15 protein-coding genes and 2 pseudogenes are annotated in these 24206 nt (G+C 56.1%); 1 reads left to right on the plus strand and 16 read right to left on the minus strand.

Annotated features, from left to right (window positions below):
- Positions 1 to 160 precede the first annotated feature (160 nt).
- The 4 genes and pseudogenes from AC1Z3F_RS12255 to AC1Z3F_RS12270 form a co-directional block, all read right to left on the minus strand.
- Positions 161 to 1357, minus strand: a pseudogene (locus tag AC1Z3F_RS12255) (IS1249 family transposase).
- 116 nt (positions 1358 to 1473) lie between these two features.
- The gene (locus AC1Z3F_RS12260; RefSeq protein WP_483565860.1) at positions 1474 to 1785 is read right to left on the minus strand and encodes a putative quinol monooxygenase; all 312 of its coding nucleotides are present in this window, start codon (positions 1783 to 1785) and stop codon (positions 1474 to 1476) included.
- Entirely contained in the window at positions 1778 to 2341 is a 564-nt protein-coding gene (locus AC1Z3F_RS12265; RefSeq protein ID WP_483565861.1) for a type 1 glutamine amidotransferase domain-containing protein, read from the minus strand. Before AC1Z3F_RS12265 ends, AC1Z3F_RS12260 begins: the two co-directional genes overlap by 8 nt.
- A gap of 563 nt (positions 2342 to 2904) precedes the next feature.
- Positions 2905 to 5550: an excinuclease ABC subunit UvrA gene (locus AC1Z3F_RS12270; RefSeq protein ID WP_483565862.1), complete on the minus strand. Its 2646-nt coding sequence runs from the start codon at positions 5548 to 5550 to the stop codon at positions 2905 to 2907.
- Positions 5551 to 6103: 553 nt separating this feature from the next.
- Between AC1Z3F_RS12270 and AC1Z3F_RS12275 the strand changes: the two genes are divergently transcribed.
- On the plus strand, positions 6104 to 7297 hold the full coding sequence (locus AC1Z3F_RS12275) for an alcohol dehydrogenase catalytic domain-containing protein (RefSeq protein ID WP_483565863.1): 1194 nt from the start codon (positions 6104 to 6106) through the stop codon (positions 7295 to 7297).
- A gap of 685 nt (positions 7298 to 7982) precedes the next feature.
- Here AC1Z3F_RS12275 and nhaA read toward each other — a convergent pair.
- The 12 genes and pseudogenes from nhaA to AC1Z3F_RS12335 form a co-directional block, all read right to left on the minus strand.
- Positions 7983 to 9821, minus strand: a complete 1839-nt coding sequence (gene nhaA, locus AC1Z3F_RS12280; RefSeq protein ID WP_483565864.1) for a Na+/H+ antiporter NhaA — start codon at positions 9819 to 9821, stop codon at positions 7983 to 7985.
- A gap of 340 nt (positions 9822 to 10161) precedes the next feature.
- Positions 10162 to 11464: pseudogene (locus tag AC1Z3F_RS12285) on the minus strand (ISL3 family transposase).
- 539 nt (positions 11465 to 12003) lie between these two features.
- Complete coding sequence (locus tag AC1Z3F_RS12290) at positions 12004 to 13077, minus strand: alkene reductase (protein ID WP_483565865.1); 1074 nt, start codon at positions 13075 to 13077, stop codon at positions 12004 to 12006.
- Positions 13078 to 13247: 170 nt separating this feature from the next.
- A complete protein-coding gene (locus AC1Z3F_RS12295) occupies positions 13248 to 14633 on the minus strand; it encodes an ABC transporter ATP-binding protein (protein WP_483565866.1) in 1386 nt (461 codons plus the stop codon).
- Positions 14633 to 15391 (minus strand): energy-coupling factor transporter transmembrane component T family protein, encoded by a 759-nt coding sequence (locus AC1Z3F_RS12300; protein WP_483565867.1) that lies wholly within the window; start codon positions 15389 to 15391, stop codon positions 14633 to 14635. The genes AC1Z3F_RS12295 and AC1Z3F_RS12300 overlap by 1 nt, the downstream gene beginning before the upstream one ends.
- An 11-nt stretch (positions 15392 to 15402) precedes the next feature.
- Complete coding sequence (locus AC1Z3F_RS12305; RefSeq protein ID WP_483565868.1) at positions 15403 to 16209, minus strand: ECF transporter S component; 807 nt, start codon at positions 16207 to 16209, stop codon at positions 15403 to 15405.
- A gap of 128 nt (positions 16210 to 16337) precedes the next feature.
- Entirely contained in the window at positions 16338 to 17381 is a 1044-nt protein-coding gene (locus tag AC1Z3F_RS12310; RefSeq protein ID WP_483566962.1) for a nucleoside hydrolase, read from the minus strand.
- 106 nt (positions 17382 to 17487) lie between these two features.
- Entirely contained in the window at positions 17488 to 20475 is a 2988-nt protein-coding gene (locus AC1Z3F_RS12315) for a DEAD/DEAH box helicase (protein WP_483565869.1), read from the minus strand.
- Complete coding sequence (locus tag AC1Z3F_RS12320; protein WP_131089377.1) at positions 20472 to 20861, minus strand: (deoxy)nucleoside triphosphate pyrophosphohydrolase; 390 nt, start codon at positions 20859 to 20861, stop codon at positions 20472 to 20474. Before AC1Z3F_RS12320 ends, AC1Z3F_RS12315 begins: the two co-directional genes overlap by 4 nt.
- Positions 20862 to 21075: 214 nt before the next feature.
- On the minus strand, positions 21076 to 22398 hold the full coding sequence (locus AC1Z3F_RS12325) for an MFS transporter (RefSeq protein ID WP_483565870.1): 1323 nt from the start codon (positions 22396 to 22398) through the stop codon (positions 21076 to 21078).
- 5 nt (positions 22399 to 22403) lie between these two features.
- Positions 22404 to 23552 (minus strand): galactonate dehydratase, encoded by a 1149-nt coding sequence (gene dgoD, locus AC1Z3F_RS12330; RefSeq protein WP_483565871.1) that lies wholly within the window; start codon positions 23550 to 23552, stop codon positions 22404 to 22406.
- Complete coding sequence (locus AC1Z3F_RS12335) at positions 23549 to 24193, minus strand: 2-dehydro-3-deoxy-6-phosphogalactonate aldolase (protein ID WP_483565872.1); 645 nt, start codon at positions 24191 to 24193, stop codon at positions 23549 to 23551. Before AC1Z3F_RS12335 ends, dgoD begins: the two co-directional genes overlap by 4 nt.
- Positions 24194 to 24206: the final 13 nt, after the last annotated feature.

Genomic DNA, 24206 nt, shown 5'->3' on the forward strand with positions numbered 1-24206 from the left:
TCCACTAGTTGCGGAGAACCCCCTGCCCAGCTCTGGAGTACTATGTGACGTCAGCTGACTTCCCGGTGTGTGGGTTAAAGCAGACCCATGAAGGCCTATAGGACAAAACGTGTGTCTGGCCCGGGCATGTCGCTCGGACCAAACCACCTCAAACCAGGTTTTAGCGGCTGCGCCCACCCCAACCAGATCTGGCGTACAAGCCTTCCTCAGCACCAGAAGCAGTGCCGTAAAGCTCGGGACCAACAGGCCCCTCAACCGGCGCTTTCTTCGCCTCAAGCTCCTTGAGAAGCTTCTTTGATTCCTTGATCAGGAATGGCAGCTTCGCCCTCTCGGCCTCGCCGTATGCGTCCAGCAAAACCATTCACACGCACGGCGACGATGTTCAATAGGCATCCCACGATGAAGCCTGATCATCTCCCTGATGCCGGAGTTAATCGTTCCTTCAATCATGTTCGTCGTCGCGATAATACCGAGCCCAGTATGCTCCGGCTTCAGATACGTGAACAGATGACCACGCTTCAACACTTGGCTCATCGAGTCATACGCCTTGAGCAATCGCTCGTGAGTTGGCCAAGACTTCCGAGACCGGTGAATTCCTCTAGACCGAGGTCCCGTCCAGTCTTTGGCATAGATGTGCTCATCAAGAAGATACTGATATTGGGCTTGCCAATTTGCTAACTCAGCCGCCCAGCGGGCGGCCTCTTCTTGGTCCTTGATTTTGCTTAGTTGTAAGCATAATTGCCGTGGTGACTTGCCTGCTTCCGTTCTTGGGTTCTTCGTCAGATAGGTTCTGACGGTGCGTTGAATATGCACCAGGCAGCGTTGCGCTTAGACTCCTGGCCAGAGAGTTTTCAAAACTTTGAGCAGCCCTGAGTCACCATCAGTGACCACGACTTTAGGCTCCGGAAAGTGCTTGAGAAGTTCGAGCCAGGCTGCTGATTTTTCATGATCACACCACTGCCAGCCAATGACTTTGCCGCCCGCGATAGCGATCAGCAAGCACCATCCAGGCCGGAGGTAAATACCGTCGACTTGGATCTCGTCAAAGGCTTCTCCGGTCTGGTTCAGGAATGGATACACGTTCCAACACCCCTGCGTGGTGCCTCTGAAAGTCCTCGCGCTCGTCGCGGCATGTTCGGCTTGGGAGTGCTTGCTCAGCAGCCAGTTGACGAAGCCGATGAGGACGTTGCGTTCGGTGGTGTCTGGTCGGTTGAAACTCGTGCTGGCGTTGCAGTTGATACATCGCCATCGTTGGGTTCCAGCCGGTGTCTTGCCGTTCATTTTTCATGGGCGAATGGCAGATAATACAAGAATGAATTTGTCCAGTAAGGGTCACACCTATGGGAACAAAACCCATGAGGAACTTGATCCTGCCCCGGAATGCCGGGGCAGGATCAGTTTTTTCAGACACACTTTATGGCCTATAGCCCAGCCCTGAAGACCACACCCGGTAAAAACACTACAATTAGTCCTCTACACGCTTTCACCGGGCAGCTTATATGCAAGCACATCGACGTTCTCAATGTTCGGGTCTACGCTGAACAGATCTGCCCCCTGGGCAGCGAGCGCCTGGCCAACGCCTCCAGACAAGTGAGTCTGGCGGGCCTCGTCGTCTGGGAACACGTCAAAGATCCCGAAGGTCGATGCATCGAACTTCAAAGCGAACCAGGCCCGCGTCCCTTCTTCTTGCTCTACAATGGAGCGCGCGCTACGGAGAAACTCCGCCACTTCCTCTTCTTTGCCGGGCTTGGCCCGCAGTACTACCGACAATGCAACCTCAATCATGGTCGCCTCCCTTGGCCTCGCTGAGCTGTTCTACGATCGCGGAGCAAAAAGCCGGAAGATCGTCGGGCCAGCGACTGGTGATGAGGTTCCCATCACGTGCGACCTCTTCATCCACGACATTCGCACCGGCATTGCGCAAGTCGGTGCGGATGCTCGGGTAGGAGGTCAGCGTCCGACCGTTCGCGACACCGGCTTCGATCAGCGTCCATGGGCCGTGGCAGATCGAGGCGACCAGCTTGCCGGTGGCCACGAAATCGCGCACAAAACCTACCGCATCGGCATCCAACCGAAGCTGGTCCGGGTTGACCGTGCCACCAGGAAGCAACAGTGCATCATAGTCATCGACCGACGCTGATTTCACTAGGGCATCTACCGAGAATGTCCCCGCTTCATCCAGGTCATTCTTTCGGGCTTTGATCTCGCCCTCGTGCAGCGACAGCAACTCAGTCGTGGCGCCGGCGTCAAGTAGCGCCTGTCTCGGCTGTTCCAGCTCGACGCGCTCCACGCCGTCTGCGGCAAGGATCGCGACCCGCTTGCCTTTCAATTGGTCTGCCATCTTGCGCTCCGTTCTGTAAGAGGTGGTGACCTGCCTGTGTAGGCGGGTCATCAGCTGTCCATAAAGGACAACATAATCTAGGTGCAGCACTACCATAGGCCAGTCGTCAGTGTACTCATCGAAGTTCCAATAGGCATCAGCCCGCCTGCCCAAGGACAAGGCCTAGGTGACTACCTGATGCGACTTTGTCTTGTCGCCAACGATGAGATCCCTGTGTCGACTGTTCAACTTTTATATCAGGGCCAAACTTGCGATAACGGCTGGCCCTTCAAGCAGTGTATACCGTCAAAGAACCACTGCATATGGCAATCCCGGGTGCTTTGACTTTCCTTTCTCATTTGATCCGCCCCAGGGTTTTGAGGCATAAAACGCCTGGCATCTGATGCCACCAGTGAACTGCATCAACTGCACCAGACGATTCAGGGAATTTCCTCCGAGCCCACCGGATCATCGTCAATGCCTGCGCCACAAGCACGCAACCTGGTTTTCATATCAGGCACAGCACATACTCTTTTGATGTGCTCACCAGTCGGGTCAGCTCCCTCCGCGAAGCCCACCGGCACTCACCCGCGGGAGACAGCCTCGTGCAATGCCGCTTCGAGGTACGGTGCCGACGCGCCGACTCCGCGCGAGGCGACTTCCTCGGGAGTTCCTTTGGATACCACTGTGCCACCGTCCTCACCCGCGCCCGGCCCGAGGTCGATGACGTAGTCGGCCACTGCGACAACGCGCATGTCGAGCTCGACCGCGACAACAGTATTTCCTGCTTCAACGAGTGTCTGTAGGTGAGCCACAAGCCGGTCGGAATCTGCACAGTGGAGCCCTGACGTAGGTTCGTCAAGTACATAAAGAGTGTCTCCACGCTGGGATCGTTGAAGCTCAGAAGCAAGCTTGACTCGTTGCGCCTCACCTCCGGACAGCTCGGTAGCCGGCTGTCCGAGCCGCAGGTACCCGAGACCGACGTCGATCAGCGCCCTGAGCGAGCGCATGATATCGAACTCCCCATGGAAGAAATCGTGGGCCTCCTCAACACTCATGGCGAGAATCTGCGCGATGTTGCAGCCGCGCCAGATGATCTCCAACGTGCTGGATTGGTAGCGGGTACCGTGGCAGTCGGGGCATTCGGTGTAGACCGAGGGCAGGAATAGCAGTTCTACCATCACCGACCCTTCTCCCTTGCAGGTAGGACAACGGCCACCAGCGACGTTGAAGGAGAATCGACCCGGTTTGTACCCGCGTGCACGAGCCTCGGGCGTTTCGGAGAACCTCCGTCTCACATGATCAAACAGCCCGGTGTAGGTGGCGACGTTCGAACGCGGGGTACGTCCAATAGGCCTCTGGTCAATGCTTACGACGCGGCGCACCGCAGAGAGGTCTCCACGGACCGATCCTTTGACCTCCTCGGGTTCATCCGACAGCAAAAGCTCGTCATCTTCGGGCGTGTCAGTATCCTCCGCCTGCGCAGTCCGACCCAGTCGTTCGCCGATCAGCGCCGGTAGCGCCTGGCTGACTAGGCTCGACTTGCCTGATCCTGAAACTCCGGTGACCGCGGTGAACACCCCGAGCGGAATGGACATCGACACATTGTGCAGATTGTTACGCGTGACTTGCTCGAGGCGCAGCCATCCCTGTGGCTGGCGGGGCGTCCGCTGAAGCAGTCCGCTGCTCTCGAACAGATACCCGCGGGTGACGGATTCCTCCACCTCTGCGAGCCCTTCGGTAGGCCCGCTGTAGACGACGCGACCGCCGCGTTCTCCCGCGCCCGGTCCGATGTCGACCAGCCAGTCAGCATGACGCATCACGTCCACCGAATGTTCGACGACGAATAGACTGTTGCCTCGCCGCTTGAGCCCGTCGAGAATGCCGAGCAGCGCGCTGACATCCTGCGGATGCAATCCAGCGGAAGGTTCATCGAGAACGTATACCACCCCGAAGAGTTCAGAGGTCAGTTGGGTCGCCAGACGCAGTCGTTGCAATTCTCCGCCGGAGAGTGTGGGAGTGGTTCGCCCCAGGGAAAGATACCCCAGCCCTAGGTCAATGATGGGCCGTAGCCTATTGACGAGTTCTGCGCCAAGCCGGGCTGTGGCGGCCAGCCTTCCCGCTGAGTGGTTCGCTTCTCTGACATCGACGCGTTGCTGCGCTGCATCTGGTTGGGCTGCGTCATCTGTTGTGTGACTTGCTTTCTCGATCCCGTCGAGATCAGCGGTGGCCTGCTCGACTGCTTTTTCGATCAGCACCGAGAGTTGTGCCAGCGGCAGGCTGGAGAGATCTGAGACATCGAGGCCTTCGAACGTCACCGATAGGGCCTCCGGCTTGAGCCGTTTACCATGGCAAGCGGGGCAAGGAGAGACTGTAAGGAACTGCGCCACGCGTCGCTTCATTGCCTCGCTCTTGGTATTCGCGAACGTGTCGAGCACGTACCGGCGAGCACCGACGAACGTCCCAGAGTAGCTAGGCTCTACACCCTCCGCGATTGCGGCCCGTGCCTCGGCGAGAGTCAGCCGCGAATGGACCGGGACATACGGAGTCTGATCTGTGTAAAGGATCCAGTCCCGCTCTTCCTTCGGCAGATCCTTCCAGGGGACGTCCACGTCGTACCCGAGGGCCACAAGCACATCGCGCAACTGATGACCGTGCCAGGCCTTTGGCCACGAGGCGATAGCCCGCTCGCGAATCGTAAGTGAGGGGTCAGGCACCATCTTGTCTTCAGGGACTTCGTACACCCGGCCAATGCCGTGACACTCCGGGCAGGCTCCCTGCACGGTGTTGGCAGAGAAGTCTTCGGCGTAGAGCATCGGCTGATTTTCGGGATAGTGTCCGGCCCGGGAATAGAGCATGCGCACTAGCGAAGACACCGTAGTGATGCTACCGACCGAAGAGCGAGCGCTACGACCTCCACGTTGCTGCTGAAGAGCAACGGCGGGTGGCATACCTGTAATCGAATCGACGTCCGGAACGCCAGCCTGGTCAATCAGACGACGCGCATAGGGAGCGACCGACTCTAGGTAGCGGCGCTGGGACTCTGCGAACAGCGTTCCGAAAGCCAGAGAGGACTTCCCCGAGCCAGAGACCCCGGTGAAAACCACCAGCGCATCACGGGGCACCGTGAGATCGATATTTTGAAGGTTATGTTCACGAGCGCCTAAAACACTCACGTTTGGCTGAACGGGCGAGGACTGCGCTGACGCGGGCACGGATGCTTTGACCATACTCGCGATATTAGCAACTACTAGCGACGCGTTTGACCAATCTCGCGGGCTCCGGGGACTAAATTTCTGACGGTTCACGTGTCTGTGGCACGCTTTGTGAACGCGAGGAAAGACCAATCCGCTGGGCGTGACGTTCTACCTTTAAGGCGGTCCTCATGTAATTCAAGAACGGACCAACCAAGGCCTCTTCGCAAAAAGGTGTTTACCCAATGCTTATGTCTATGCATTGACCCGATTCATTTATGGCCCGACCAGCATGGCTAAGGAACCGAAACCCATGGATTTCCGAGTTTCACACCGAGCGATCAGTCCCTGACACGCGTCGCACCGCCTCGCAACGATACCAACTCAAAGGAGAACACCACCGCCAACCTGGGATCCAGCTCCTAAGCGACCGGTAAAACACCTAGCAACGTGCCACAGTAATCAAATAACCCTTGATCTGAATTTCTGGCGGGTCTAGGCTCGGCAATGGTTAGAGTCGCGGACCACGGACTCCTAAATAATTGGGGCACCGTCGCGCTCAGGCCAACCACCAATAAAGGAGATCGTCATGGCAAGTAGTAATCGCGCCGTCGTATTCGACGGCGTCAAGAACATGCGCGTTGAATCCCTCGACTTCCCGAAACTAGAAATGCCGAACGGCAAGAGAGCACCTCACGGAGTCATCCTCAAGATCGTCGCCACTAATATCTGCGGATCCGACCTGCACATATACCGTGGCTCTTTCCCCGTCCCCCAGGGCATGGTGATGGGTCACGAGATGACCGGGGAAGTCATCGAAGTCGGCGCCGACGTCGAGTTCCTCTCCGAGGGTGACATCGTCTCAGTCCCCTTCAACGTCGCCTGCGGTCGTTGTCGCAACTGCCGCGCTCGTCGAACCGATGTTTGCGAGACCGTAAACCCCGACACGGCCTGCGGCGCCTACGGGTTCAACCTGGGTAACTGGCAGGGTGGACAGGCTGAGTACATGTTCGTCCCCTATGCAGACTTCCAGCTGCTGCGCTTCCCCGACAAGGACCAGGCTATGGAGAAGATCCGTGAGCTCGCCCTGCTCTCGGACATCCTGCCAACCGCGTTCCACGGCCTCGTGGAGGCCGGCGCCAAGCCCGGCTCGACCGTTTACATCGCCGGCGCCGGACCCGTCGGCCGTTGCGGGGCAGCAGCTGCCCGGCTATTAGGTGCCTCATGCATCATCGTCGGCGACTATCACCAGGACCGTCTTGACCTGATGAAGAACAACGGCTGCGAGACCATCAACCTCAACGAAGATGTGCCCTTGACCGACCAGATCGAGGCTATCCTCGGCGAACCCATGGTGGACTGCGCTGTCGACTACGTTGGTTCTGAAGCCCACGGTATCGGCCGTGAGGCAACGGATATGAACCCCGCGTACGCCATCAACCAGGTCATCGACGCTACCCGTGCCGGCGGCGCCACCGGCATCATCGGCGTCTACGGCCCCGACCCGTTGGCCACGTCCAAAGCCGAACAGGAAGGTACATTCTCTCTCGACTTCGGCAAAGCGTGGATCAAGTCCCCTAGAATTTCAGGCGGCCAAGCCCCGATCATGCACTACAACCGCGACCTGATGATGTCGATCCTGTGGGATCGGATGCCCTATCTGAGCAGCATGCTTAATACCAAGGTCATCAGCCTCGACGAAGCTCCGGAGGCCTATGCGACCTTCGATAGCGGCGTCTCGGAGAAGTTCATCATCGATCCCCACGGTATGATCCCGTCCTGATCCGGGGCCGTGATCCCCGCTCGGAGCTGTTCTCAAACCGGGTCCGTTCGGGGCCGACCCCGCCTCTGCTACTCTGATACCCTTCGCAACTCAGATCACCACACGAGCGGTGAGGTTGATTGCTGGCGGCAGGCCCGCCAAAAAGCGTACCGTTTGGGCAGGTTAGATCCCCTCAGCGCTGAGTTCAGAAGGTCGAACTGAAGAAGCCAGAAGGCAGACATTGATCTGTCCAGCAAATCAGTGCGCTCGCAAGATGACGGTGAACAAGATGATCTCTATTTGCTGTTCCCGATTCGGGGTTAGTACGCACAGGTAGCGCTCGCTCCCACGGCGACGGCGCGTTCACTCGTGCCGCCGCCGTGGGTGCCAGCAACTTTCGTTGGTCGAAGACTTCCGGCTTTGATGCTGTGCAGAGATCGGTCGTTGCTTGGCCCACGCCTTTCGCCCCTGAACTCGGCGAGGAACTGTCATTCGCTCGGTCGTCAGATCGCCAACTTTTAACACAAGGTGATTATCGGCGAGCGTCTGGAAACCCACAAAGATCAACCGATGTCACGATAACGGCCAAACCGCCCGTTCCTTCACCGGCAGCCTCGCCGTTGCTAGCAGCTAATGAGTCACAGGCAGGGAACGGCGATCGAGCGCCTGCCTTGCCGTGCTTTGGACCTGGTATTCAGCAACAGGCTTAGCTCACCTGAGTACGTGCCCCACGACGGCTGGATTCCAGAGTCGCGGTCAAAGTTCGTGCATCATAGCTTCCCGTCAGTCGGCAACCATCAACGAAGAACGTCGGGGTCGCGTGGGCGCCACTTGCCGTTGCGCTTGCCTTATCCCGCTCGACCCTCGCCGCAACTTCAGCGCTGTCCAGGTCTTTAACAAACCTCTCGACATCGAGGCCCAGCTCAGCGGCATAACTGATGAGATCCTCACGTTCGAGGGCGTTCTGTCGGGCGAAGACGAAGTCCAACCAAGTCCAGAAAATGTCCTGCTTCGCGGCCGCTTCTGCGGCCCGTGCGGCGAGTGGCCCGTGCGGATGGTGAGGAAGATGCCGTACGACGTAGCGTAAGTCGTCCCCGAGGCGCTCGTGGAGGTCCTCCCACGAACCGGTGGCGTGCGCACAGTATGAACACTCAAAGTCCACGTACTCCACCAAGGTGAGCTGGGCGTCTTCGGGGCCGCGAATGTGGTCCACTTCGGGGTCCACCGGGGAGTCAAGTGTCATCGGCAGATCCGCTGTCTCTTCTCCCCACCGACGGGCCGCAACCTTGAAGATCGTCCAGCCCAGAATGGTGGCGAGCACCATGGCAACCAAAACACCAACAGTCGCCTGACGCCCCAAAGCCGAGGACGCATCGAAAGCAAGCCCGATGATTAGCAACGACATGGTGAAACCGATCCCAGAAAGAGCTGCCCCACCAAACACGCTACCCATACCGACTCCCTCCGGCAGCCGGCCAATGCCCATCCGAACAGCGAGGAACGTTGCGATCCCGATCCCGAGGAACTTACCAAGCACAAGACCCGCGATAACACCCCACGTCACCGACGAGCTCAAGGCTTCGGCCATCACCCCACCGCGCAGGTCAACCCCGGCATTTGCCAAGGCGAAGATCGGCACGACCACCAACAGCGTGGGTAAACGAAGATACTCGTGCAACCGCTCATTGACTGACACGCCTTTGGACAACCCTCGTCCCACGGCACGCGCCGAGGAAGCGCTAGGAGACTGCCAAAAGTCACGAAATAGCTGCCGGGCTGCGACCACTTTATGCCTCTGCGTCGGGTAGGCCGGGATCAGAAGCCCAGCAATCATGCCTGCTAGTGAAGCGTGGATGCCAGAGGCGAGCGTCGCTAGCCACAGCACGATGACGATCCCTACGTACGGGACAGCACTCCACTGTCGAGAGCGATCAAGTAGCCACAGCGCAACAAGGCAACCAACAGCAATCAGCAGCGGGACGAGCCGGATCTCATCACTGTAGAACACGCCAATAATCGACACGGCAAGGAAATCATCGACCACCGTGAGGGTCAAAAGGAAAACGCGTAACTGCCCTGAAAGTCTGGGACCAACGATCGCCAGAGCACCGAGCATGAACGCCGTGTCCGTGCCGACAACCGCTCCCCAACCTTGAAGCCCCTCGCCACCGGACGAGCCCACGACTAGTAGATACACCACCGCGGGAAGCACGACACCAGCAATACCTGCGATCGCAGCCAACCGAGCGCGACTACTGTCCCGCAGAGCCCCGTGCGCAAATTCCTGGCGTACCTCGAGACCCACGACGAAGAAAAACACGACCATCAGCCCGTCGTTGATCCAGTGGCGAAGATCCAAGTGCAACCCGAACGGGCCAACGTCGATGCCCACGCTCTGGTGCCACAACTCGAAGTAGGAAGAGGATAGTGGTGAATTCGCCCATATGAGAGCGAAGGCTGTGACGACGATGAGCAACACGGCCGAGCCGGACTCTGTGCGTAGTTTTCCGGCTATGCCGCGTGGGGGCGAAATTGAGTGAGACACAGGTTAACTATGCATGATTGTACTGGTCTCCAGTAATTACGCATCGCACAAAACCCATAGTATTCTCGCTGAATCGTTCCGTCTCCATCAGTGCGGTCTGACGGCGTGGTTCGGAACTTGGAATTTTCTCTCGGCCACCTCGGCGAGGACGTCGTTAGTCGATCATCGCTAGCCTATTTTCGCCGTTAGCGCTGGTTCCGGCATCCACTAGGTCCACTGCTCCGGCAGGCGAGCCTGCCGGGATGGACATGCAGAAACCCTGGATTACATAACTTCACCAGGTTCTAAGAAGCCGCCCGCAGTGCTCGTCGAGTACGGTATCTTAAGTGGCTCTTCGCAATCAAGGGTGTAACACCGGTCTGAACCCACCAGACTCCAACAGGAACCTCGCGATGTAATTCGCGAGGTTCCTGAACCCCAACGCCGAACCCCGAAGATGCCCCAACCGCCCATTGATCGCTTCGGTTGACCCATTCGATGACCCCATGTGATCGAAATACGCCAAGATATCCGAAGCGCGTTTCTTCAACGCTGTCGTCAAAGATCTCACCCCGATCATGTCCTTAGGCAAGGTTCTGGTCAGGTCATGGATCAAATCCCTCAACCGCTCCTTCCCCTCCCGTGGCGAGGGAGCCCGGTACGCGGCGACCCTCCTTCGATACACCTTCCACGTCGCTTCCACGACCTGATGGCCTGGAACAGCAAACAACGCTTCCAGATGCACTTTGCCACGTTCGCCGAGCAGTTCCTCACCGGTCAGCAGCGTCTTGCAGGCCCGATACAACGGATCCTTGCTCCGGCCCCGACATCCCAGGGTTTCATGCTGGATCCGCTGCCGGGCTTTCTCCAACGCGGTGCCGGCCAGCTTCACCACATGGAACGGATCCATCACTTCCACCGCAGACGGCAGTTCTTCCACCGCTGCGGTCTTGAACCCGGTGAATCCGTCCATCGCAACGATCTGCACCCCGGCACGCCAAGCCGGGTCCCGATCCTGCAGCCAGGACTTGAACACCTGCTTCGACCGCCCTTGGACCATGTCCAGCAGCCGTGCCGGTCCGCTCCGCTGATGCACCGGGGGCAGGTCAATGATGACCGTGACGTAAATGTCGCCGTAGCGGGCATGACGTCACACGTGCTCGTCAACCCCGATCACCTGGACTCCGTCAAAACGGGTCGGGCTGCTGATCAGCACCCGCTGCCCTTCGGCCAGCACCCCCGTGTTCGCGGTGTTCCACGAAACCCCCAGCCCATCAGCGAGTCGGGCCATGCTCAAGTGCTGGCAGACAATCCCTTTCAACGCCCATCGCAGCCCTCCGCCGGAGATCTTCGCTTTCGGTGCGGCGGCCAAGGAGGTGTCCTGCACCCACATGTGCTTGCAAGTAGCGCACCGGTAGCGGCGCACCCGAACAGCCAAGGTAGTGGGCCGCCATCCGAACGGTGCATGGGACAGCCGACAGATCCTGGTATCGCGAGCAGTACCCTTGGGCCCCGCACCGGTGGCAGAACTTGCCATCATCAACGACTCGGCACTCGATCACTGCGCGGGTTTCGGTGATGTGCTGGCCGGTGGCGGTCAGTCCGAGGTCTTGAAGGCCGCAGAATGCCGTCAACTCCGGGGTGCAGTAGGTAGCATTGAGCATGGCCGGGAGCTTTCGACGGTGGTTGTGTAGGAACTTTCATTCTCGTGAAGCTCCCGGCCTTGTCCATGCCGTGACACGCTACCTGATGCCCGGGATCTGTTGAGGTTCTTACACCTTAGATTGCGAAGAGCCTCTAAAGCGCCTTGGATCAACTGTGCATAATGCCCGGATGAAATCCTGCGTCACTCTATCCTGACCGAGGCGGGCCCCTTTCCTGCCAGGATCCTTCTAGGCCATGAACCACCAAACTGAAAGTGATAGCAACACCGATCCTTACTATCACTTTGGAGGGACCCATGACTGGCTCTCATGACGCCTAACCGGCTTTCAGGTTCCCTCTGCTGAAGTACCAAAAGCATTTCTGGAGGCCTTCAAATCCACACATCTGCTCCAATGCTGAAATCATCGACGGCGATCAATTGCTTTTTAAGCAAATGAAAAACTCCCCAAAAGTTGGACTGACTGTTCATGTGGCAGTCCACCTTTTGAGGAGTAGTTCAAGGGTGGCTTTGTCTAATCACTGTTAGACGTTTTGCAGGTTAGTTCTCCCAGAATGGGTAGTCGATGTAACCCTTTGGACCTTCGGTGTAGAAGGTCGCAAAGTCTGGTTCGTTCAAAGGTAGCTGTTCCTTCCAACGACGGACCAAGTCCGGGTTGGCAATTGCTGGACGTCCAACAACTACAGCGTCTCCCCAACCTTCACCAGCAACGCGTGCCGCTTCTTCATAGGTGGTGATCTCTGCGAAGCCGGTGTTCAGCAGGACTGGACCACCGAAGGACTTACGCAGCGATTGAACTAGCTCGCCGGCTGGATCGTGGTGCAGGATGCTCAAGTTCGCTAGGTTCAGCGGAGCAATACCTTCCAACAGTGCGGTGTAAGTCGCCAACACGTCCTCGCGGTCATTTTCCACGGCGCCCTGCACGTTGTGCTCTGGCGAAATACGCAGGGCGGTCTTGCCAGCGCCAATTGCTTCAGCAACAGCGGTAACTACCTCGATGACAAAGCGGGCACGGTTTTCAGGTGATCCGCCGTAGTTGTCCGTACGAGTGTTAGCCGATGGGGCCAAGAACTCGTGCAGTAGGTAACCGTTGGCTCCGTGAAGTTCTACGCCATCAAAGCCGGCAGCGATTGCGTTGCGTGAGCCGGTGACAAATTCCTCGATGATGGCTGGTAGCTCATCGGAAGTTGGTGCCACTGGCACTGGGTAGTCATATTTGCCGGTGTAGGTGCGGGTCTGTCCCTCAATTGCGATGGCGCTTGGGCCAACAACGTGGTCAACGCCGGTGGTCTCTGGGTGGGTTACACGTCCTGCGTGCATGACCTGAGCGACAATGAGTCCGCCTTCGGCGTGCACTGCATCGGTGACCTTCTTCCAGCCGGCAATCTGTTCTTCGGTAACCAGACCTGGCTGGCGCACAAACCCCTGGCCAACAAAGCTTGGGTAGGTGCCTTCGCTGACAATCAGGCCGAGGGAAGCACGCTGGCGGTAGTACTCAACAACGTCATCGTTTGGCACGCCGTCTACACCGGAACGCGAGCGGGTCAGTGGTGCCATGACCAAACGGTTAGAGAGCTTGAGGTCGCCAAGGGTTAGCGGGGAAAACAGATCCATGCGTGGAACTCCTTAAGTGGAATTGGAAAATTGCAGTTGCTTGGTGCAACCAAGGCAACCGCTGAGGTATTCCACTTGTGGTTAAAAATTGAGTTGACTCACGTTTGGTTGACAGCGAAGCCCCTAAGAGTGCCAACCTCATGGGAAGGCACAACAACGCTAGAGTTCCGCTAGTTCATCACGTGGACGCGGTCGGCAGTTCTTTGCATGAACTGCTCATCATGCGAAGACAGGACCACGGCTCCCCCACGTTCCAGCACCGAGTTAATGACTTCCTGAAGGATTGTCTCGCCAGCTTCATCCAAGGCTTCCGTTGGTTCATCTAGAAGCAGGATCTGCGGTTCGCGGACCAACACGGTGGCCAGAGCAACAAGCCTGCGGGCAGAAGCTGGCAGCTCGTACGGATGTGTATCACCAAAGTGGTCTAGACCCAGTTGGGCAAGAACCTCCGGGACGCGTTTGCGCAGAGGACTCTTCTTTGGAATTCCAAAGGACACTTCTCGAAGAACTGTGCGTTCAAAGAGTTGATCAGAAGAATTCTGTAGCAATAGCCCAGTTTGTCCAACGGTGTCCAGCGTTCCTGTTGTGGGTTTCAGCAATCCGGCCATAGCTTTGAGCACGGTTGTTTTGCCTGAACCATTGGCTCCGGCCAGACCCAGGCATTGCCCCGCACGCACCTGGAGATCAAGATCTTGGACTGCAGGGCGAGCAGCTCCAGGGTATGCCAATTGCACTGAAGCCATGTTCAGCAGCACGCGAGAATCGTCCGACGCCGGCTGACGCTCAACCTTCGAGGTTTTCGCCTGGTGTTGTTGATCCACAGTTGAAAGTCGTTGGAGAGTCCCCTGTTCTAAGGACCAAAGAGCGTCTGCTTCATGAGACCAGAAGTGTACTGAATCGGCAAGGACCACCAAGGCAGTTCCTTGAGCGCGCAAAAGATTGATCATCTGCGAAACCAACGCAGTAGCCTGCTTATCTAAGCCAGCCAGAGGCTCATCAAGAACTAGGACTTCTGGTTCACTGATGGCCAATGCGGCCATCGCAACAAGTCGTTCTTGTCCGCCAGAGAGCTGTTGCGGGTGGCGGTCTAGTAGATGCTCCAAACCAAGCCGCTGGGCAAGTGCAGTGACCAGTTGATGCATCTGCTCACGGGGCATCCCTTGATTTTCTAGGCAGAAGACCAGTTCCTCAGAAACTGTCCCGCGAATCCCGGATAGGTAGTGCCCTGCTTCCTGAGGCAGTAGACCTACATGCTTTGACCATTGCGCGATATCAACGCGAGGCTGCAACGAATCAGAAAACTCAACCTTCGTGCCGTTCACACTGACACTGCCGACAAGCTGATCCATGTCATAACGCGGAAGCAGGCCAGCCAAGACGGCGCCCAACGTTGATTTCCCGGAACCTGAATGACCGGAAATAACAGTCAAAGAACCTGGCTGAATTTCTAGACGAATATCGCTCAGGACGGAGCTCTGTGCGTGCAAATATGTGTAGCTGTGCAGGTCCAGACCGAGGACGGTGGTCGACTGTGCGGAGAGATTACGGTCCATCATTAGTTAATCCCAAACCAGGTGGGAGCCAAGATCATGACTGGACCAAGCACCGCGCAGATCACAGCAGCCCAGCGGATTCCGCGTTGGACCGAAGTATCTGGAACTTCGCGCAAGCGGGTGCGAACTCCAGTGGCTGGGAATCCCCGGGCGGATAAGTGGACGGCTCGGTCTTGAGCGTCTTGCATAGAAGTCAGCACCAACGGCACAGCCCGTAACCGCACCCGCTGAAACCATCCTGTCAGGCCCGTACCAGTGCCCGCATTGCGCAGAGTCTGCGCTTCACCAATCTGCCGTTGTTTCTCAGTCATCTGCGGCAGCAAGAACAATGTCGCCGCCAGCAGATAGCCCAGCTGGGGTGGCACTGGAGATAGATCAATCGCTGCCACCAGCTGATGCTTATCAATGAGCAGCCCGCATAGCAGACCCACCACCACGAGTACTGCGGTACGCAGTCCTAAAGACAGCGCCACTTCAAGTCCGTGGACAGTAACCCGCAGTGGTCCCCACTGTGCAACAGCAGGCGACGGGACTCGGGGGATTAATCCATGAATCAACAACAGAGAAAGGAACGTTGGTAGCAACATGGCACCGCTGAGCAATGCCAGTTTTTTGGTGTGCCCCGCCCATCCCGTGATGAGAAAGCACAGTCCAATGACGGCGCAACTCAACCACCATTGGCTTGCTGCGGTAGTCATAGTTACGACTGCCACGGCAATAGCCAGAATGGTAAACGGATGAAGCTTATTTGAGCGGGGCATGAAGTTTTCGCTTACTTGCTGACGCGCTTCCCCAAGACCCGGTAGCGACGGACAAAGGCGAAGCTACCGCTCAGACGCTTTGGCAATGCGTAAACCAAGAGAGCTGCAACCAAGAAGACCACTGCTTTATCCCCTGGGTCAGAAATCAAGGCCTGCTTGGTGACTGCGGAGAGCAGTGAATCACCCATAGAGCTGAAGGCAGCAACCAAGGCACCGGTGCCAACGCCGGAGGTTCCACCGTAAACAAAGGTAGCTACCGGCGAAGAGACCACACCAACTAGTACACCGGAAACAAGGCCAGCAATCGGCGCCAGGTAGACACGACGCAGCGCACCGTATCGCGCTGCGGTTCCGGCAAGGAATCCTACAAGGGCCGCTCCTGCTGCGAAAGGCAGAACAGTTGGAGCGAACAAGGACCAAACCAAAGTGCTCAATACACCGGTAGCCGCGCCGGCACGGCGGCCAGCCAAGAAGCCAACGATGACAGTACCGATGGAGTCAATGTAGAGAGGAATAATTACCGAGCCAACAAACTGACCAAGAATGATATTCAGTGCCAAAGCGACTGGGATCAAGGTCAAAGTTGACACTGGAAGGTCAGGTAATACGGCCAGCAAAAGAAGAACAGCCGAGACGAGGTAAGCAGCGAAAGTACCAAGTGCGACGCCCTGACCCAGTCCCTCAACGATTCCCATTGGCTGGGTAATGATCAAGGCCAGATAGGTGGAAACAAGGATTACGGTTCCTGCGACAGCCATGAGACGGCGGCGAAGAGTTTGCGACGAAGTTTCTTCGGGCAACAGAAGATTTGATGACATGATGAGGCAGTCCTGAGGTACGGGTATGACTGCGCACCAAAGGTCGTACTGGCGCGCGCGAGCTGCGGGTCTATGTCACCTCGACCCAGTAGACAATTCTAGCCCACCACACTCAGCGTTCAGGAGTCTTAGTTCAGTTTCCGGGCCAAGGTACCAAGCCGTTTCACCAGTTCCGCAAAGCCAGCTTCTGGATCATTTCTTGAGACCACGTGCGCATTTGCTGGTTTGCCCCAAAGACCTCTGAAGTCAGCAACGGTGGTTCCAAACAGTAATTGTGATTCTGTCTCAACATCAATGGTTGCTGGACGCGTTTCGTAATCCAAGGTTCCTGCAGCAAGACCGGCGGCGAAGTAGTCGTGTACGTGAGCGATATAGCCCTGGTCATAGTGACGGTGGAATTCAAAGTAAAAGCGCAACGCATCCGAGAGGTAGCGTACCAGTGGATTTGATGCTTTGCTTAGCGTTCCTTCAACATCGCTTGGCTGAACCAGTTCGGGCTCTGCGCATCCGGCTTCTTCGGCAAGCTTGGTCAGAAATTCAGGCTGCATCTCAAAGCGTTCGGTGGTGTCCAAGGAACAGACAATGGGAAGTTTTTCAGATTCAAGGCCTTGCTCAGCAGCAGCGGTGTAGGCGGCAAAAACTTCTTTGGCAGCGTGCGGATCCACGTGGGTGTTCCACTCTGCAGTGGGTGTGGTGTTGCCTTGGTAGTAGAAGGCGCCACCCATGATCACTACTTTGCGAAGAAGCCAAGGAAGTCTTGGTTCACGTCGGAGAGCCAACGCGAAGTTGGTCAGAGGCGCAGTCAGCATAACGGTTAGCTCACCGGGGTTCGCGCGGGCCGCTTGAATCCAGTAATCAACGGCATCGTTGTTCGCCAGCGAATCAGGACCAGGAGCTGGAAGAGTCGCGTAACCGACGCCCTGAGGGCCATGCGTTTCCGGAGTTGTCACCAACGGAATGTCAAGTGGCTTTCGCGCACCAATGAGCACCGGAACATCAGGCTTGCCGCAGAGCTTGAGGAGTGCGCGGTTGTTGGCCGTGACCTGCTCAACATCGACGTTGCCCGGAGTACTGGTGATGGCTCGGATATGTACGTGGTCGAGCGAGCAAAGGTATGCCAAGGCTAAGGCATCGTCGATGCCGGTGTCGCAGTCGATAAGAAGACGGATCAAATCGTCTTTCGTTCCCGGCGCACCCGCGTAGTTGGTCAGAGCCAAGGTCCCTTCGTTCTCATCACTCAATCGCGTTTGAAACTTGTCGTTTCTACCTGCTTCTGTATTACGTGAGGTCATTGTTCGGACTTAGATAGTCGTACAAGGCGCGGTCGATGGCCTCTTCAAAATGCAAGTCCATGATGACTACGTCCAGCGGCACGCCGTCCTTGTCGGGCATCCGCGCTTGCTGTGCATTTCTTGAGTCCGCCTTGCCGAGATAGAAGAACTCAGTACCTTCAGCATCGTCTTTCTTAACGAAGATATGAAGGTCCACTTCATTATTTACGATGCGGCGAACCTCATCACTGCGCAACGTACGACGTGATCTCGTGAACCACCTCAGGTGAGACGGGTCCACTAATTCGTCTTGGTAGGCCGTACTAGCCGAGATGTCGTCAGACTTGTGGAGAGTCACGAAAATCGGACAGGTCTTTGAATCCATGTCGACCTTGTACCCGTACAAAGTTGAAGTCCACTTTCGCGGGACACCCAACAGTCTCGTGACCTCTTTACGCGAGTATTGACCGCCGACGATGAACGGACTGCCGCCGACATACCGATCGCTGACCAAAGACAAACCTGTTTGGATAAGGTCGTCGACCTCCTCGGTGAAGGAGCCATGGGTGCGGTACGCATGGATGAAACCCGGGTTAGCCGAAACGGTTTCATTCTCAATCGAGGCTAGTTGAGTTCCGTACCGGGTCTGGTCCACCTGAGCGTGATTAGCCAGGTTCAGAGTCTCAACCGCGCTGCGCATTTCACGCTCGGTGGTTTCCACGCCATACTCACGCAGAGCCATCTTGAATTGGTTCAGCGTAATTGATTCGTGTGTAAGCAGTTCTCGCACCAGGACGAAGTCGTGGACTCGTTTCGCGGTTAGCACTTCGTGTGAAAGCAGCGACAAGGCTCTCAGCTCATCCCGATCAAGATCATGATCGATCCGAAGGAGACTTTTCACGAGAGTCGGATAGTTTTCCTTTTTCGTCGCGAGCAATACTGGGTCTACGGACTCAAAGCGGTAGAAGTCGAACAGCCGAGGCGATTGCCCAACACGATTCTGCATTGCTTGCATTGAACTACGTAGCTTTTGAATGCTGTCCAAGGCAGTCGTGCGGATAGAGTCTAGGACTCTTTGCTGAGCGATCTTATCGAAACGGACACTCGACAGACCTGCCATCACTCCGGCTTGCTCTGTTGCGATCAGCTTTTCCTTCAGAGACTCCTTGTTCAACGATTCATCGCCAAACAAGGCGATGGGAATCATGTAGTTATTCGCGTAATTACCAATGAAGTCAATAACAACCAGATAGTCCTTCATTGGCGCCTTGCGAAGGCCTCGACCAAGCTGCTGAACGAAGACAATCGCTGACTGCGTTTGTCGGAGCATGACCACTTGATTCACGGTCGGGATGTCCACGCCTTCGTTGAAGATATCCACGGTGAGTATGTAATCGAGTTCGCCAGCTTCCAGCTGCGCAACGACCTGTTCCCGGCGTTCAATCGAATCGTCGCCGCTCAGATTCAAAGTCCTCAGCGTCTTTCCGCGTAGTTGTTGCTGGTTCAGTGCGGCTGACAAAGCGTTGGATTCATCTTTTCGAGAACAGAAAATCAGTCCCTTTGGTGCAACGCCCGCTTGCCCGTACTTGGTCAATGCATCGACTACGTGGTGTACACGTTCCGGAGTCACCAAATGTGAAAGATCTTCGGAACTGTCACGCACCGATTCATCGTCTAGAGTCACATCTGCAATTCCGTAATAGTGGAACGGGCTCAGCATGTTCTCTTCCAGAGCATGGCTCAGGCGAATCTCATAGGGAACGTTGTAGTCAAAAAACTCGAATACGTTGAAGCCATCGCTGCGTTCTGGGGTTGCAGTCAATCCGAGCAGGAACGACGGTTCCAGGTGAGCCAAGACTTTCTTGTAGGTCGGCGAACCGACACGATGAGCTTCATCGACAATCACATAGTCAAAGGCATCAGACTCGATAGTTTGGAGTACTGAATCTTGAGATAACGTCTGAACCGTCGCAAAAACATATTTTCGGTCGCTTTGCTTGGATGCGCCGGCGAGCTTGCCGAACTGTTGGGCATCTCCGCCAATGACGCGTCGATACTCCTTGATCGTCTTGTCTAGAATTTGTTCGCGGTGAACAACAAACAGGAATCGTTCAGGATGGGCGGCTCGCACTTCAAGAGCAGACAGAATTGTCTTTCCCGTGCCCGTCGCCGAAATTACGATTGCCTTGGATTCGCCGCTTAGTCGAACCGCTTCCAGGGCTTTGAGCGCTTCAGACTGCATCTGGTTGGGAAAAATCGGCATGAGCTGGTCGGCCCAATTGACGTCGCCACCCAGTCCAGTGGATTCGGAAAGTCCTGCGGCAACTTCGTCGATGAGTTGCTCGTCTGCTTGTTTCAGTTTTCTGGCAATCTCTATCTTTTTGCGCGGTGGAGGCGGCGTGTACTGCTCAGCATAAAGATCAATCCAGTCCTGGCTCAGCGACACTGAATCGGCAAGTTGGTTACCAGCCAGTTCAGCTAGCTGACCTGCTAAGTCACTATCGGTCGCCGCAGTAACCTTCAAATTCCACTCATGGTTCTTGACGATGGCGTTGCCCGTGAGGTTCGAGCTTCCAATCATCGCCGTGACTACGTCAGTCGACTTAAAAATGTAGCCTTTCGGATGGAAGGCATCAGCGCTATGGATTCGGACGTCAATGCCGAGTGCTTCCAGGTTCAACAGCTCGCTAAATGCTGCGGGCGAATTGAACCCCAAGTAGTCCGAGGTGATTATTGTGCCGTGGCCAGAAAACTCCACCAATTCTTGTTTGAGCATGGCGATTGCGTTGGGAGTTACGAAAGCTACAGAGAAAATGAACTCGTCGCATCGAGCTAGTTCTTCTCGGAGAATACGCAGAACAGTATTGCCGTCAGCGTTTAGAACCACCCGTGGGTGATGATGGCGGCGAGATTGCCTCGCTCCATCCAGAAATCCATAAGTGACATCGCCAGAAAGACCGACCGCGAACGAGATATCGGGGTTGGATGACATCATGCAGCCTGAATAATCTCTACAGCTGGGATATCAGCTGGGGCCCACTCAAGTGTGGAGAGCTCATCTCGCTTGAGCCACTTTGCGTCTTCGTGTTCGGTGAGCTGCGGTTCACCGTCGACTAGCTCGCAGTAGAAAGTCGTAAGGGTGACGATCCCAAAGTCATATTCGTAAGTTGTGCTGGTGACCTCGTCAGCTACCGTAACGGTGCAAAGTAGTTCTTCTTGAATTTCGCGTTCAAGGGCTTGTCGAGGAGTTTCACCGGATTCGATCTTGCCGCCCGGGAACTCCCACATTCCGCCGAGGCTGCCGCCAAGGCCACGCTGCGCGCAGAGAATTTCGTCGTTCCGAACAATTACTGCCCCGACAACATTGATCTGTTTCTTCAACCCAATCCCCCATTGACGTCTCTTTTGATCAGAACCTTCCGCTACTTGCGATCATATCGGGCGAGAAGGACAGATTGCGGACTGCGCGTGAATTGGTGTCGTCCGTCGATACCGCCACCAGCCCTGGTCGTCATTTACACCTTCGCAAAATGAAAAGGCCACGCTTGTTTTCCCGAATGAATAACGAAGCGTGGCCTCTACCTGATAGGAGCGATTACCCCTCGACGCGCTGCACCTTACCTACCAAGAACACGTAGGAAAGAATGCCAACCGCCGCAATGACCGTCATGTAGATGAAGGCCGGACCGAAGTCAGTTGCCGAGACCAGCAGGCCAATCACGATTGGGGTGGCAATCGAGGACAGGTTGCCGATGAAGTTGAACATGCCACCGGTCAATCCAATCAGGCGCGACGGTGCCAGTGCAGATACCAAGGACCAGGTAATCGATGCCAGACCATTACCGAAGAAAGCAATGGACATGAACGTGATAACCAGAGCAGTGCTGTCGGTGAAGATTGCCCCGATCATGCTCATGGAAAGCAACAGGCCGGTGATGATTGGTAGCTTGCGAGAAGTCCCCAGACTTACTCCACGCTTGAGCATGAAGTCAGAGAGAACACCACTGATCAATACACCCACCAACGCTGCAACAAACGGCAGTGACGTCAAGAAACCAGTCTTGATGTAGTCCATGTGGCGGTAGGTCACCAAGTAGGTTGGGAACCAGGTCAAGAAGAACCACAAGGTAGAGGTCAAGCAGAACTGACCAATGTAGATGCCCCAGAGCTTGCGTCGGCCCAGCACCAGAGCGAATTCTGCTTTACTCAGCTTTGCAGCAGGCGCCTTGGCCTGCGCGCTGCCCAAATCAACCAGTCCGCCACCCTCTCGGATGTACTGCAGTTCAGCAGCATTGGTCCGCTTGGAATCCACCGGATTGCGGTACATGAAGAACCAGATCAAGCCCCACACAATGCCAACAGCACCAGTGACAACAAAGACCCAGTGCCAGGTCAGCGCATGCTGCAACCACAGCAGAACTGGGGTCAGAAGCGCAAGACCAATGAATTGGCCCGAGGTGTAGAAACCAATGGCGGTGGCTCGTTCACGTTCTGGGAACCAGGCGGTGACTACCTTGTTATTGATTGGATACGCAGGTGCTTCAAAACCACCAACGGCCAAACGCAAAACGATCAAGGCAACGAAGCTTCCAGCCATGCCCATAAAGATGGTCGCTACGGACCAGAGCACGAGGCAGATTGGGTACAGCAGGCGGGGCTGTACCCGGTCTACCAACCATCCGCCAGGCAGCTGCATGGCGGCGTAGGTCCAACCAAAAGCGGAGAGCAGCAGACCTTGCTGTGCAGTATCGAGACCGAATTCCTCGGAGATCAATGGAGCTGCAACCGAAAGGTTTGAACGGTCCATGTAGTTGATGACTACGGTTAGGAACAACATCAACGCTACGACGTAGCGCATCTTTGTGGCTTTGTCAGTGCTCTTAAGTGTGGCAGCTGACGACACTGTCGACTGAGACATTCGATTTACCATTCTGCGAAGGATCCGTCCTTGTGACGCCAAATTGGGTTGCGCCAGCGGTGACCTTCAGCTGCGCGTTCAATGACGTACTCTTCATTTACATCAACACCCAGACCCGGGCCGTCAGGGATAGCAACCATGCCATCCTCGTAGGCGAAGACCGACGGATCATTGACGTAATCAAGGAGATCGTTGGATTTGTTGTAATGGATTCCCAGGGATTGTTCCTGGATAAAGGCGTTGTATGCGCCGGCGTCAATCTGCAGGTTTGCTGCCAGAGCGATTGGGCCCAGTGGGCAGTGCAACGCTACGGCCACGTCATAGGCTTCAGCCATGGCCGCGATCTTGCGCGCTTCGGTGATGCCACCGCAGTGCGAAGGATCAGGCTGGATGATATCTACTGCTCCACTGGCCAAGACATCCTTGAAATCCCAGCGTGAGAACAGACGCTCACCCAACGCAATAGGAGTGCTGGAATTGCGTAATGGCTCCAGCATTGAGTTCACGTTTTCACTGAGCACTGGCTCTTCAATGAACATCAACTTGTAGGGTTCTAGTTCCTTGAGCAAGACCTTGGCCATAGGCTTGTGGACCCGGCCGTGGAAGTCGACACCAATACCTACGTTTTCACCTACGGCATCGCGAACTGCCTGAACGTTTTCCAAGCAACCCTGAACCTTGTCCCAGGTATCAATGTACTGAAGTTCTTCGGTACCGTTCATCTTCACCGCGGTGAAGCCACGATCAACCGCGGCCTTGGCGGCGGCAGCGGTGTCCGAGGGGCGGTCGCCACCAATCCATGAATACACACGGATCTTGTCGCGGACTTTGCCACCCAGCAGCTCGTAGGCAGGAACGCCAAGTGCCTTGCCCTTGATATCCCATAAGGCCTGGTCGATACCGGCCAGCGCGCTCATCATGATTCCGCCACCGCGGTAGAAACCGCCACGGTACATCACAGTCCACAGGTCCTCGATGTTTCGTGGATCCTGGCCAATGAGGTAATCAGAAAGTTCTTCCACAGCCGCAGCTACAGTTGACGCACGACCTTCAAGAACTGGTTCGCCCCAGCCGGAAATTCCCTCGTCGGTTTCGATCTTCAGGAACAGCCAACGCGGTGGCACCATGTAAGTGGTCAGTTTGGTGGTTTTCATGCAGACATCCTCATCTCATGGATCGTTTGGTAAGCGTGAACAATCTTGTCCGCTCTGGTTTTCAAATCTTCTAGGCTTCGTCCCGCTTTATAGAGCGAGGAGCCAATACCAAATCCGGTGGCACCTGCTTCAACCCATTGCTGCATGTTCTCTTCGGTAATACCGCCTACTGGTATCAGGCGAATATCGTTGGGGAGCACTGCGGTCCAGGCTTTGAAGCCAGCCAAGCCAACTTGCTCGGCCGGAAAAATCTTTACGTTTGTGGCACCAGCTTCGATGGCGTCAAAGGCATTGCTCGGAGTCGCGGCTCCGGGGAATGATTCCATCCCTAGTGCCACGGTTTCGGCGATAACCGCGACGTTGGTATTTGGCGAAACAACGATCTGCGCTCCCGCAGTGTGGCAGGCGCGAACCTGATCCACGGTAAGTACGGTTCCTGCACCAACAACGGCATCAGCAGGTAGTGTGCGGCGCAAGATTTCAATGCTCTTCAGCGGCTGTGGTGAATTGAGCGGCACTTCTAAGGAGCGAAAACCACTGGCATAGAGACATTCACCGACGGCCTGCGCTTCAGCCGGGTCAAGGCCACGCAAGATGGCGACAAGTCCGGAGGGACGCAACGAGGATGGATCTTCATTCACGGTGTGAGCCTTT

Source organism: Glutamicibacter sp. MOO4, assembly GCF_056934395.1.